Annotated in this window: 11 protein-coding genes; 2 read left to right on the top strand and 9 right to left on the bottom strand. The window is 34.8% G+C overall.

Features of this window, described 5'->3' with window-relative positions; all coding sequences use genetic code 11:
• Positions 1-295 precede the first annotated feature (295 nt).
• A complete protein-coding gene (gene yidC, locus IGL31_RS04065) occupies positions 296-1,246 on the top strand; it encodes a membrane protein insertase YidC (protein WP_002302193.1) in 951 nt (316 codons plus the stop codon).
• A gap of 178 nt (positions 1,247-1,424) precedes the next feature.
• On the opposite strand, the gene lacD is transcribed toward yidC, so the two are convergent.
• From lacD to pfkB, 4 genes are read right to left on the bottom strand one after another with little or no spacing between them, the layout of a single operon-like run.
• Positions 1,425-2,399 carry a tagatose-bisphosphate aldolase gene (gene lacD / locus IGL31_RS04060; protein ID WP_086299788.1) on the bottom strand — a complete coding sequence of 325 codons (975 nt, stop codon included), beginning with the start codon at positions 2,397-2,399 and terminating at the stop codon, positions 1,425-1,427.
• Positions 2,396-2,854, bottom strand: a complete 459-nt coding sequence (locus tag IGL31_RS04055; protein WP_002330075.1) for a fructose PTS transporter subunit IIA — start codon at positions 2,852-2,854, stop codon at positions 2,396-2,398. The genes lacD and IGL31_RS04055 overlap by 4 nt, the downstream gene beginning before the upstream one ends.
• On the bottom strand, positions 2,851-4,314 hold the full coding sequence (locus IGL31_RS04050) for a PTS fructose transporter subunit IIC (RefSeq protein WP_086299789.1): 1,464 nt from the start codon (positions 4,312-4,314) through the stop codon (positions 2,851-2,853). Before IGL31_RS04050 ends, IGL31_RS04055 begins: the two co-directional genes overlap by 4 nt.
• Entirely contained in the window at positions 4,296-5,246 is a 951-nt protein-coding gene (pfkB, locus tag IGL31_RS04045) for a 1-phosphofructokinase (RefSeq protein ID WP_086299790.1), read from the bottom strand. Before pfkB ends, IGL31_RS04050 begins: the two co-directional genes overlap by 19 nt.
• A 142-nt stretch (positions 5,247-5,388) precedes the next feature.
• On the opposite strand from pfkB, the gene IGL31_RS04040 reads away from it, so the two are divergent.
• A complete protein-coding gene (locus tag IGL31_RS04040; protein WP_002329464.1) occupies positions 5,389-6,138 on the top strand; it encodes a MurR/RpiR family transcriptional regulator in 750 nt (249 codons plus the stop codon).
• 261 nt (positions 6,139-6,399) lie between these two features.
• Here the strand turns inward: IGL31_RS04040 and wecB are convergent, their stop codons facing one another.
• The 5 genes from wecB to IGL31_RS04015 form a co-directional block, all read right to left on the bottom strand.
• Positions 6,400-7,533, bottom strand: a complete 1,134-nt coding sequence (gene wecB / locus IGL31_RS04035) for a non-hydrolyzing UDP-N-acetylglucosamine 2-epimerase (protein WP_086299791.1) — start codon at positions 7,531-7,533, stop codon at positions 6,400-6,402.
• A gap of 9 nt (positions 7,534-7,542) precedes the next feature.
• The gene (locus IGL31_RS04030; RefSeq protein WP_086299792.1) at positions 7,543-8,958 is read right to left on the bottom strand and encodes a lipopolysaccharide biosynthesis protein; all 1,416 of its coding nucleotides are present in this window, start codon (positions 8,956-8,958) and stop codon (positions 7,543-7,545) included.
• The gene (locus tag IGL31_RS04025; RefSeq protein ID WP_179189375.1) at positions 8,955-10,067 is read right to left on the bottom strand and encodes a glycosyltransferase family 4 protein; all 1,113 of its coding nucleotides are present in this window, start codon (positions 10,065-10,067) and stop codon (positions 8,955-8,957) included. The genes IGL31_RS04030 and IGL31_RS04025 overlap by 4 nt, the downstream gene beginning before the upstream one ends.
• 2 nt (positions 10,068-10,069) lie before the next feature.
• On the bottom strand, positions 10,070-11,236 hold the full coding sequence (locus tag IGL31_RS04020) for a nucleotide sugar dehydrogenase (protein ID WP_086299794.1): 1,167 nt from the start codon (positions 11,234-11,236) through the stop codon (positions 10,070-10,072).
• Positions 11,237-11,536: 300 nt separating this feature from the next.
• Positions 11,537-12,448 carry a glycosyltransferase family A protein gene (locus IGL31_RS04015; RefSeq protein ID WP_086299795.1) on the bottom strand — a complete coding sequence of 304 codons (912 nt, stop codon included), beginning with the start codon at positions 12,446-12,448 and terminating at the stop codon, positions 11,537-11,539.
• Between the last annotated feature and the right edge of the window lie 74 nt (positions 12,449-12,522).

Here is a 12,522-nt window from a genome sequence, read left to right as displayed (position 1 = left end):
TCAAGTATTAAAGACAGGTAGTAAAAAAGCTGATCTATAACTTGCAATAAATTTGCTTAACCCATATTTTCCAGACAGAACAAAAAAGTTTTTAGTTTTTTAAATAAGAAAGAAACACTTGGAATCACTCTTTTCTTTCTAAGTATTTCTTTCTTGATTTTTTGTCTTTTTTCAAAATTTTTCGCTACGAAAAAGAACGAATATTTATATGAAATTTCTATGAAGTTGATTGAATTCCATGCGCTTTTTTAGTATAGTTAAGTTTGTGTAAAAATTATAGAAGAGGAAGTATTCTATGAATAAATGGAAAAACTGGTTATTGGGATCCGGACTTGTCAGTATCCTGCTCTTTTTATCTGGCTGTGTGCGGATGGATTCAAACGGAAACCCTGACACTTCAGGAATCGTTTATCGAGTACTCGTCCATCCTATGGGCCAAGCGATTACATATCTAGTTGAGAATTTCAATTGGTCTTACGGCTGGGCAGTTATTGCAATGACTGTGATCGTTCGTATCATCATCTTGCCACTAGGTATCAGTCAATCGAAAAAAACAATGATCCAATCTGAAAAAATGCAAGCGTTAAAACCACAAGTTGAAGCAGCACAGCAAAAGCTAAAAGCTGCAACAACACGTGAAGAACAAATGGCAGCACAAGCAGAAATGCAGCAAGTATATCGCGAAAATGGATTGAGTATGACCGGCGGAATCGGCTGTCTGCCTCTATTGATCCAAATGCCGATCTTCTCTGCCTTGTATTTTACGGCTCGCTACACAGAAGGTATCCGTGAATCATCTTTTTACGGCATCGATCTAGGCTCACCAAGTATGGTGCTTGTGGCCATTGCAGGGGTCGCTTATCTGCTTCAAGGATATATTTCAACAATCGGTATTCCTGAAGAGCAGAAAAAGACGATGCGTACGATGCTGATCGTCTCTCCTGCTATGATCGTCTTCATGTCGATCAGTGCGCCAGCCGGTGTTACACTTTACTGGGTAGTCGGTGGTGTGTTCAGCTGTCTGCAAACATTCATCACAAACGTTATGATGAAACCACGTTTGAAAGCACAAGTGGCAGAAGAGTTGAAACAAAACCCGCCAAAACAAGTCGTCACTCCAAGAAAAGACGTGACAGAATCAGCAAAGCCAGCTAACAACAAACAAGCAACAAAACAAATCAAACAACCAAAAAACAGTACAAATAACAAAGGCCGCAACGCAGGAAAGCAGCAGAAGCGGAAGTAGATAGTAAATAAGAGTGTAATAAAAATTCATTAACAGTTTTAGCAATTAAAAATATCGACCAAGATTTTTGAAAAAGAAATCTGGTCGATATTTTTATTTAAGTGAATGTTTAATTTGAATCATCGATTGATCGCTATCTAATTGCAGCAGCATCTTTTTATGAAGAAACAACTTTTTCTTATCTATCAACGTAGACAGGTGTTGCTGTTTCTACTAATAGTGTACTTAATTCCTTAATATTTTGTTTTCCTTCTTCTAACATCCAACTACTCGCTTTTTCTTCGCCTTCGGTAACAAAAGGTGCCACTCCCTTCGCCCATGTTGCTCGCCCACATAAGACACCATTGAATGTCGAACCTGATTGTTTTGCAAAACGTAATGTATCTTGAAATAGCGTAGCATTGACTCCCGCACTTAAAAAAATAAACGGTTGTTCAGTCACTTTCGATTGTTCATAGAAATACGCGGATGCCCCTGCTTGACTATAACAAGTCTCTTGCCCATATCCTTCCACAAATCTCATATTCACTGGCACTTCTACTTTCAATACATCCACTTGATAACGTTCTTTTGAAAATTCTCGCATGGCTTCAATAACTTTATGTGGTTTTACTTTTGCATAGGCAAGAGAAGACGGATCGCCAATAGTTGCATCATAAGAAAGGATCTCTAAAAAGAAAGGTATGCCTTCTGCTTCGCATTCTGAACCAATCCGTTCTATAACTATTTGTTTTTGCACATTAATCTCTGCTGGTTCATCAACGTCATAGTACAATAAAAATTTACAAGCATCCGCACCAGCTTCTTTTAACCTTTTCACCGACCAAATATTCAATAAATCAGGTAATCTTCCCGGCATTTTCGTATCATAGCCGGTTTTTTCATAAGCTAGCAGCAAGCCACATTCTTTCTCTCGAAGCGCTGCTGCAGGCAGGCCGTATTCTGGATCAAGTAAAATAGCTGAGGCATAGGGAGTCAGGTATTGAGAAACCATCTGTTTAAATTGGATGATGTCTTCTGATGTAGCTTCTTTATATTGGTTGATCATTTTCTTCAAAGCACCACGCTGGTCGATTGCTAACGCGCTAATAATTCCAGCTTCATCCGTCAATCGCTTCAAACGTTCCTGCTTTTCTATACTCATCTTCTTCATAGATCTTCACCTATTTCTTTAGTTAATATTGTGGCTATTTCTGTTTTTGATTTTGCTTTTCTCAACTGTTCTGTAACCTCTTTTCGCATCAATGATCGTGCAACGAGAGATAATAATTTCAAATGAGTCGTTCCTGCTTCTGAATCTGGAATAAATAACGCAAAAATAAAATCAACTGACTGTCTATCTAAACTGTTCCATTCAATTCCTTTGTTCAGTGTGACGATAATCATACTAGGTTCGTTGATTGTTTGAGACTTCGCATGAGGGATAGCAAAACCTGACATTATTCCTGTAGTACCTTCTTTTTCTCTTTCTAGAAGTTTTTGATATACTTCTTTTTCGTCATGAGCAATTCCTAAGCAGAATGTTTGCTTTGCTAAAAACTTAAATGCTTCTTCTTGACTATCTAATGGCTGTTGTAAAAAAATGTTCTCTTCATGAATGATTGTCATGATAAGCCTCCTGCTCTTCCTTCTTCGATAACTGTACGATTTGCTGCTTTATTATCCATCTTCTTGTCTTTATCAGTTACTCTTTTCTTTTGGATTAATCCTAGTATCACTCCACCAACGATCGAACCAATAAGAATCGCTGTAACCCATTGGATTTTTCCTGTTACTACAGGTAATACTAAAAAACCGCCATGTGGTGCTGGAACTTGGACGCCAAACAAATAAGTCAAGACAGCAGCAATTGATGAGCCTAACATCATCGTGGGTAACACTCGGATCGGGTCTTTCGCAGCAAACGGAATAGCTCCTTCCGTAATATGAGTTGATCCTAAAATAAAATTAACCAAACCTGCATTACGATCATTGGTATCAAAATATTTACCAAACAATAAAGTAGCAAAACCAGTAATCAACGGTGGTGTAATACAAGCTGCTGACACACCAGCCATAAAAGTCGTGTTTCCTTGTGCCAAAAGAGCTGTTCCTGTTACATATGCCGCCTTATTAATCGGTCCTCCCATATCAAACGCACACATGCAACCAACAATCACGCCAAGAACAAGTGGATTCGAATGTTCAAATCCAGCTAAAAAGCTCATCATTCCTTCATTTATAGCCTTCATTGGACCTGCCAGCAAAGACATCACGATGCCAATAAATGCTACACCAATAACTGGATATAAGAAGATTGCCTTCAAGCCATCTAGTTGTTTAGGTAAAATTGTCAGTAGCTTTTGCAAAAATAAGATAAAATAACCTGCTAAGAACCCAGCTAAAATACCTCCTAAAAATCCAGTACCGCCATTCATGGCTACGATTCCACCAACAAATCCAACGACTAACCCTGGACGTTTCGCGATCCCTTCTGCAATATAAGCTGCTAAAACTGGAACCATCATTCCCATTGCTGCATCGCCAACTGCTTTTACCATTGCCGCTGTAGCACTGTATTGTGCATGATCTGGATCAAAAGAATAGATTCCCCAAACTGCAAATGAAATAGCAATCAATACTCCGCCAGCTACCACGAAAGGCAACATATGAGAGACACCATTCATCAAATTTTTATAGATGCTACGACCAAAATTAGCACCACTCATCACTTCTGGTTCTAAAGTATCAACAGCTTCATTATCTGCTAAGACAGTACCTTTTCCTGCCAATGCCTCGTCAATCAGCCGTTGTGCATCCTTGATTCCTGTACTGACAGAAACATCAATGACTCGTTTTCCCGCAAATCTTTCTGAATGGACATCTTTGTCTGCGGCAATAATGACAGCATCCGCCTGTTTGATTTCTTCAGCCGTTAATTCATTTTCGATCCCAATTTGTCCATGGGTCTCTACTTTGATCGTGATGCCTTTTTTCCTAGCTGCTTGTTCTAATGCCTCTTGCGCCATGTAGGTATGCGCAATTCCTGTCGGACAACCGGTTGCTGCAATTAGTTGATATTTTCCCATCTTTCGAACCTCTCTTCCCTGATTTTGATTTGTTTACTTAATTCCTCCACATCTAAAAAATCTGTTAATCCTTTGCGAAAAGCGGTTGAGCTGCCTGCTGCTATGCTTTTACGTAACGTTTCATCAAGTGGTCGTCGATTCATGTATCCTGCTAAAAAAGCGCCTAACATGGTATCACCTGCACATGCTGTATTGACAACTTTTCCTTTTGGCGAGTTTCCTCTAAACACCCTGTCTTTCGTAAAAAGAATCGCTCCTTTCTCACCGAGGGATAACAAAACATTTTCTGCACCTAACTCTACTAGTCGTTGTCCATAAACAAAGTAATCTTCATCTGTAACCATTTTTCGTCCGAACCAAGAAGAAAGTTCTTCCTCGTTTGGTTTCAGCAAAAACGGTCGATAGGGTAAACAATCCATGACTTCTTGATCACTACTATCAATAATCAAATGAATCCCCTTTTCCTGACAAATCCGACTGATTTCTATTAAAACCTTTGGAGACAGCCCTCTTGGTAAACTCCCAGAAACACAAAGATAATCTTCTTTTTGTAATGCTCTTATTTGATTTAAAAAATTATGGACAGCTGTCTGCGGTATTTCAGGTCCTTGATTCACTAATTTGTATTCTTCTCCCGTTTGATTGACTTGTGTAAATACATTGATACGCGTCATACCAGGCACTTCAATAAACTCTGTTTGGATTTGTTTCTGCTGTAAATAGTCTTCTATATACTTTCCTGTGAACCCAGCAGAAAAACCAAATGCCGTACTTGGGAAATCTAGCATCTTTAATACTAGTGACACATTCACTCCTTTTCCGTTTGCCTGAATGTCATCCTCTTTTGTGCGATTTACCATAAAAGGATGCATCTCCTCTGTTTCAATAAATAGATCAATTGCCAAATTCATCGTGCATGTGTAGATAGACATAACCAATGACCTCCTTGACTCTATTATGAAATACGCGAAAGAGAAAATGTTTTCTTAATCGTCCCAACACAAAGAAAACCTTTACATTTATAAACTCGTCGTGCTATTTTTTAACTAACTTTTGGTGAAAGAAGGAAAGAATATGGATCACAAATTAAGTGAAACAGAACAGTACCTCTGGAACTTTATCGAACACCACATCCTAGAGATCCCTAACTACTCCATCGTGAAACTAAGTGAACAAGCAAATGTCTCAACAGCCACCATTGTGCGGACAATGAAAAAGAAAGGCTATGAAGGGTTTACTTCGTTTAAGCATCATCTAAAAGAAGGAGAAAACAAGAACATCAATTTTTCTTTCTTAGATAAAGTAGACAAAGGTATCCGCCGAGCCATTCTAAAAAATGAACAAGAAGTGGTACGTACGATCAATATGTTGGAAATCGGAAACATTGAGGATGCGATACAAAGAATCAAATTTGCTGACCGGGTTTTTGTCTTTGCCCGAGGATTTTCAGAAATGATTGGCCAAGAAATGCTGGTAAAACTTCAATTAACGGGAAAAAATTGTCAAATGCATACTGATCCAGAAATTATCAAAAGCATCAGTCAGAAACTGACTAAGAAAGACAGCGTTATTTTTGTTTCTTTGAACGGCGAGACAAAAGAACTCGTCACCGCCGCAAAGAATTGCTATGATGCAGAGATTGGTTCGATTCTAGTTACAGCCAATCATTCCTCTACACTGAAAGACTATTGCGAGATCAATCTCGTAGGTTTCAAATCAGAAGGTTCTTATTTCCCTGATTATGAAGTACGGTCACGTTTGCCTCTCCAGATCATCGCGAGAATCTTGCTTGACGCCTATGTATTGCGTATGGGGGAGAATTGAGGATATTTGATTTGCGATTGATAACAATTGCTAGAAAAACTGTAAAAAATGCTTTACGTATCTCGCTACTATAATTTATTAGTTTCATTTTCCATTTTAGATAAAAGCTATCGTGTACTTTAGCATGGCTAAAAAATAAATAAGCAAAAAAATAATAAAAAATCTGGAACAGAAGCTTGTGCTTTCTGTTCCAGATTTGGGTTGATGAAAATTAAATTATTTGAGGTTCATATTTTTGTACATAAAAATTCTAAAAATAACTTATTGAAAGTCAATCGGCTTTTCTTGCTGTATTCCAAAATTATAAGCAATTGCATCTAATATACGTTCACTTGCATTACCATCGCCATATGGATTGGACGCTTGCGACATTTTCTCGTATTCTTCTTTATCGCTTAACAGCAGAGTGGCTTCTTCAAAAACTTTGTCTTCTTCTGTTCCCACCAGTTTTAAAGTACCCGCCTCAATTCCTTCCGGTCTTTCAGTGGTATCCCTCAAGACCAATACTGGCACACCAAGAGAAGGTGCTTCTTCTTGTACACCCCCAGAATCAGATAAAATCATATAGCTGTTATTAGAAAAGTTTTGAAAATCAATAACATCTAAAGGTTCAATTAAGTGCACTTGTTTAGAGTCACTTAATGTTTCTTCTGCATTTTTTCTTACCTTAGGATTTTTATGCATTGGAAATACGATATGCACATCTTCAAATTTCTCAACTAATCTATTGATTGCTTTAAAAACATTCGTCATTGGTTGACCTAGGTTTTCCCGACGATGCATTGTGACTAAAATAATTCTTTTTCCTGCTAGATTATCTAGCAATTCATTAGAATAATTTTGTTTGATAGTGTATTCCATGGCGTCTATCACTGTATTTCCTGTAATAAATATAGATTCCTCTGGTCTTCCTTCCTTGAGAAGATTAGATTTACTCATCACTGTAGGTGCAAAATAAATATCTGCTAGTGTATCAGTCAATTGTCTATTCATTTCTTCAGGAAATGGAGAATATTTATTCCACGTTCTCAATCCAGCTTCTACATGGCCAATCTTTATTTGATGATAAAATCCTGCGATAGATGCTGCAAATGTTGTTGTCGTATCACCATGGACCAAAATAATATCAGGTTTAGCTTCTACCAATACGCTGTCTAACTCTTTGATTACTCGGCTCGTAATATCCGTCAATGTTTGTCCATCTTTCATGATATTTAAATCATAATCTGCTTTAAGATCAAAAATATCCATTACTTGATCTAACATTTGCCGATGTTGTGCTGTGACTGTTACGATTGATTCAAAGCGTTCATCATTTTCAATTGCTTTTATCAATGGAGCCATTTTTATTGCTTCGGGACGAGTGCCGAAAATGGTCATGATTTTTATTTTCATTTTTAACTCCTAACTAAAGTCATAATTTATTGGATTTTTCCTGATATCTTGAATAGTTCTCAAAGTATCCCTCTGAATAACCATACTAACAAACAACAATATGATGTTTAATAGAATAATATATTTTAAATTATAGGAATTCATTATACCCGCAAGTAAGAGAACTAGGATTTGCATAGATTGTTTTTTTACAGAAATTTGGAATTTATTTTTTTTAGAAAAGTAAGTTCTTGTATAATAGAAAACTAAATAGCTAATAGATATAGCCAAAGCTGCTCCAGTTGCCGTTATCTTGGGAACTAGAATTAAAGATGTAATTAAACATGTAAAAATTGAAAATAAACTCACATATATATTCAAATAACTTTTTCTAGAAAAGACAATTCCTAAAGTTGTTGTTTCACTTAGAGTATATAAAATGGGTACTAACGCTAATAAACATATAATGTATTGAGAATCTGAATAACTTGTAGACAGTAATAGGGTAATGTTTTTCTTAAATATCGCTAGAATAAAAAAACCCACAGTTGCAATTAATAATAGACAGTCGCTAATAACTTGAAAATGAACTTGGCTCTTACCTTCTTTATACCATCTATATGACAGTGGCACCCAAAAACTAGTAAACGAAACTTGTATTAAGGTTAAAAGATTAGCTATTTTTTGTCCAGCAGTATAAATTCCTAAATCATTAAACGTTCCGTATATTCTCAAAAATAGACTACCAGTTGTATTTAGGAAATAATTCACTGACACTGAAACAAGTAACGGAAAACCAAATCTGAGTAATGTATTAATTAAGGGCCAAGAAAAATTTTTAAATTTTACATCTGTAAATAAAGATTTATATCTAACAATAAGGTATAAATCTCCTACCATTTGACCAATCAATGTTGAATATACTACAACTGTAAAGTCTCTCTTCCCTATATATATTAAAAAAACTGTAACAATCAATATTACAATTTTAAGCAGTACTGAAAATACTGAATATTCAAGTGCTTTTTCCTCCATTCTTATTGACATAAGAATAAATCTTTCAAAAACACCAAATATAACTGCTAATCCAAATAAAATTGATATATATGAATATCTACTATTTCCAAAGATAAATAGAGAAAAGTTCTCTTTATAAAAAGAAAGTACAAGAAGAAAAATACAACTAACCATCACTGGAATCAACAAAGAATTTTGAAAAAGTATTTTCTTATTATTAGAATAATGAAACTCTCTAGAGTATGACTGATCTACACCAAGATAGGATAGTGTAATAACCAATCCATATACCATTGTAAATAATCCCGCTTTCCCAAATTCAGAAGGAGAAATAAAGTACGTTGTCACAGGGATAGTTATCAATGAAATAATTGCTCCCCCAATTGGCCCAATTGAGAAAGAAAAAAATTTTTTTATAAATCCATTCATTTATTTTCACCATCTATCAACTTTAATTCTCTCCAAACAATTTCATTTAGATCACATTTTTCTAAGATTCTTTTTCGCGCGTTTCTAGATATATTATCAAAGCTAGTATCATCATTGCTGATTTTTATAATTGCTGAACAAATATCCTTTGCATTTTTACATAGTAAGCCCTCTGTCTTATCGTCTACAAATTCTGGTATCGCAGTATTATTGGATGCAACTACCACTAATCCACTAGACATCGCCTCACACATAGATACTCCTTGCGCATCCTGACGTGTTGGACACAAAAATATTCCATTTTCTGAATGAAGCTTCACGATCTCATCTGATGTTAAAAATCTGTTAATTAGGCTAACATTGTTGTATTGTCTAAGTGCCTTAGTATCCTTTTCGTAATATTGTCCCTCTCCAACAATTGTTATCGAATATTCAGAAAAATTTTTTTCATTCGATAATAACTCAAGAGCTTTACAAGCAACATCCGTTGCATACTTTCTACTATTGAATGGTCTTATTAAGAGAATATTCTTTTTCAATGAATCCTTTGAGGAATACTTAAATTTTTCAGTATCTATGCCGTTAGGTATAATTTCAAAGTTAGTAAATTTAGCTTTAATATCCTTCTCTGCGATATCCTTCATCCATTCAGAAACAAACACAAAAGTACTATTGGTATCGTAACTTAGATATTTTCTATAGTATCTGAGTTGTAGTTCATTATAATAAATATATTTTATGAAATCTGAACTAAAAATATTAAACATTCGTCGTTTCCAACTCAACGCTTCATACCCATGTACCCATATTAATTTTTTAATTTTAATAAATTTTTCTTCTATAAGTACTGGTATCATTTGCCACGTTAGAAAGTGTATGATTATCTTATCATAAGTTTTATTATCAAGTATCTCCCTTAATTTATCAGCAGTACCTTCTTGTACATTAACTTGTTCATAAACGTACTTATTATTTCTATTATTTAGAACAAATACTTCATAATTATCACTTGTTTCGTTTAAATATCGTTTTACTCTTGTATGAACAAAACCATTTCTATATATATCAGCTTCTTTTGGATACTGCTGAGTTAAAATTAATACTCTCATCATTAATCCCTCCTAAAGATATCTCTCGTATAAACCTTATCCTCTACATCATTAAGTACAGGTTCAACACGGTTCGATACAATCACATCTGAAATAGTTTTAAATTCTTCAAAGTCTTTAACCACTTTAGAATTAAAGAAATCTTCCGCATCTAATGTTGGTTCATAAACAACTACTTCAATTCCTTTTGCTTTGATCCGTTTCATAACACCTTGAATTGATGAATAACGGAAATTATCTGAATTAGCTTTCATCGTTAAACGGTAGATTCCAACTATTTTAGGATTTTTAGCAATGATTTGTTCTGCAATAAAATCTTTTCTTGTCGTATTTGCGTCTACAATTGCATTGATGATATTGCTTGGAACATTTTCATAGTTTGCTCTTAGCTGCTTTGTATCTTTAGGTAAACAATATCCTCCGTAACCGAATGAGGGATTATTGTAGTGAGAGCCAATTCGAGGATCTAACCCTACTCCCTCAATGATTTGTTTTGTATTCAATCCTCGAGATTCAGCATAAGTATCTAACTCATTAAAATATGCTACGCGTAAAGCAAGATAAGTGTTTGAAAACAATTTAATTGCTTCAGCTTCAGTAGGATGTGTCAAAAGAACTGGCACATCTTTATCTAAAGCGTTCCGTTCAAACATATCCGCTATTTCTTGCCCTCTATCAGAACACTCTCCTACAACAATTCGAGAAGGATGCAAGTTATCATACAATGCCTTCCCTTCTCTTAAAAACTCTGGAGAAAAAATAATATTCTCTGTTTTAAATTTTGCTTTTAATTCTAATGTATATCCCACGGGAACAGTTGACTTAATAATAAAGGTAGCATCTGGTCGAATGATCAGAGCTTTTTCAATAACATCTTCAACTGTGGAAGTATTAAAGTAGTTTTTCTTTTCGTCGTAATCTGTCGGTGTAGCGATGATCAAGTAATCCCCAAAAAGTACAGCTTCCTCAAAATCTTTAGTAAATTCCACATTTAAATCATCCCGTTCGAGAAACTCGTAAACTTCTTTATCCTCTAAAGGTGATTGTCTGTTTCTTAGCATATTGATCTTTTCCTCAACGATATCATATGCTTTAACATTTTCGTGCTGGCTAAGTAATAAGGCATTGGCTAAGCCAACGTAACCTAAACCAAATACTGAAATTTTCATATAAATTCTCCCTTTTTCTTTATTTTTTCATATAGTTAACATTTATACTGAATTTCTTGTTATAAGCTACAGAATTCTATAAACTTAAAAACCCATTTATATTGCTAACCAAAGTAACTAAAACTGTCTATCAGCGTAAAATTGTTCCTGAAATAGTAACAATTTATTTTTATTAATTTATTCGTTTACTTCGGAAAACATTAGAAATAGCCCAAATAAATAGCCAGTATCTTAATGATGCAGAACAACTTATAACTGCTAAGAATGATAATCATATGTCCAAAAATATATAACTAGCTTTTATTTTATAGTTAGAGTCAATAATTTAATTCTAAGATAAAGAACTGTAAAACGTGATCTTAATGATATTGTTTGAATTCGTTCCTTAATTAATTCTCTCTTGTCTTCAGATTTTATATTAGAATCTTTTGCAATTCCTCCAATCACAACATTCAACAGAAAACTCTCTCTTGATTGTTTAGATATTAAAGTTTCCACAGATTTTAGCCACTTTTCAGAATCTCTCCATCTATTTACTTTCCCCACGCTTTGAGCTGGGTTCATATTATACACGGTTAAAGGTAGATTCACGTGAATAATTTCTGAATTAAATAATTTTACGGCACGTATTACCCAGTCCCAGTCTTGATGCTTAGGTAGACCACTAGTAAATGGGTTTTTTAAAAATAATTCTCTGCTTGCTAGAATTGTTGATGTTTGAATGAATCCATATGCTCGTCCCAACTTTGTTCCAAATAGATATCCTCCTATTTCTTGACCAGAGTAGGATGTTCTAGGACGAATAACTTTTCTCTGAAATCTATCAGTCGTTTGAACAGACGTGAAGCAGATTGAGTTAGCTGCATTTTTACTATTTTCAATAGCTATCATTTGCTTTTCAATTTTATCCGGTAACCATTCATCATCATCATCAAGTAAAGCCACCCATGGATAGATTGCATTCTGTATGCCTATATTTCTCGATTCATTTCCTCCAAGCCGTGTTTCATTTTTAACAAAACAAAGCTCAACTTCATTATCAGCTTTCCATTTATTTAGAAAAGTACTACATTCAGCATTTTCTCCATCCAAAACAACAATAATCTGAATATTATCGTAAGTTTGTTTCACAACACTTTCTAATGATTTCATAAGAAATGTAGTATTTCCAATCGTTGTAATAACAACACTGACCCCAGAACCATCAGTCATTAACTTTTATCCCCTTTTTAATAAAAATAAAATATTACAGTTTTGAAGAGATAACATATAGGATGTAGTTACCC

Origin of the sequence: Enterococcus sp. MSG3290 (genome assembly GCF_050555565.1) — a bacterium.
In the GTDB taxonomy this organism is placed as follows: domain Bacteria; phylum Bacillota; class Bacilli; order Lactobacillales; family Enterococcaceae; genus Enterococcus_B; species Enterococcus_B faecium.
The sequence above is the reverse complement of the archived record's forward strand: the minus strand, read 5'-3'. Positions and strand labels throughout refer to the sequence as shown.

Excerpts from the sequence above, each read along its gene's own strand:
- yidC (WP_002302193.1), top strand. The coding sequence starts at position 296 with ATGAATAAATGGAAAAACTGGTTATTGGGATCCGGACTTGTCAGTATC.
- lacD (WP_086299788.1), bottom strand. The coding sequence starts at position 2,399 with ATGAAGAAGATGAGTATAGAAAAGCAGGAACGTTTGAAGCGATTGACG.
- IGL31_RS04055 (WP_002330075.1), bottom strand. The coding sequence starts at position 2,854 with ATGACAATCATTCATGAAGAGAACATTTTTTTACAACAGCCATTAGAT.
- IGL31_RS04050 (WP_086299789.1), bottom strand. The coding sequence starts at position 4,314 with ATGGGAAAATATCAACTAATTGCAGCAACCGGTTGTCCGACAGGAATT.
- pfkB (WP_086299790.1), bottom strand. The coding sequence starts at position 5,246 with ATGTCTATCTACACATGCACGATGAATTTGGCAATTGATCTATTTATT.
- IGL31_RS04040 (WP_002329464.1), top strand. The coding sequence starts at position 5,389 with ATGGATCACAAATTAAGTGAAACAGAACAGTACCTCTGGAACTTTATC.
- wecB (WP_086299791.1), bottom strand. The coding sequence starts at position 7,533 with ATGAAAATAAAAATCATGACCATTTTCGGCACTCGTCCCGAAGCAATA.
- IGL31_RS04030 (WP_086299792.1), bottom strand. The coding sequence starts at position 8,958 with ATGAATGGATTTATAAAAAAATTTTTTTCTTTCTCAATTGGGCCAATT.
- IGL31_RS04025 (WP_179189375.1), bottom strand. The coding sequence starts at position 10,067 with ATGAGAGTATTAATTTTAACTCAGCAGTATCCAAAAGAAGCTGATATA.
- IGL31_RS04020 (WP_086299794.1), bottom strand. The coding sequence starts at position 11,236 with ATGAAAATTTCAGTATTTGGTTTAGGTTACGTTGGCTTAGCCAATGCC.
- IGL31_RS04015 (WP_086299795.1), bottom strand. The coding sequence starts at position 12,448 with ATGACTGATGGTTCTGGGGTCAGTGTTGTTATTACAACGATTGGAAAT.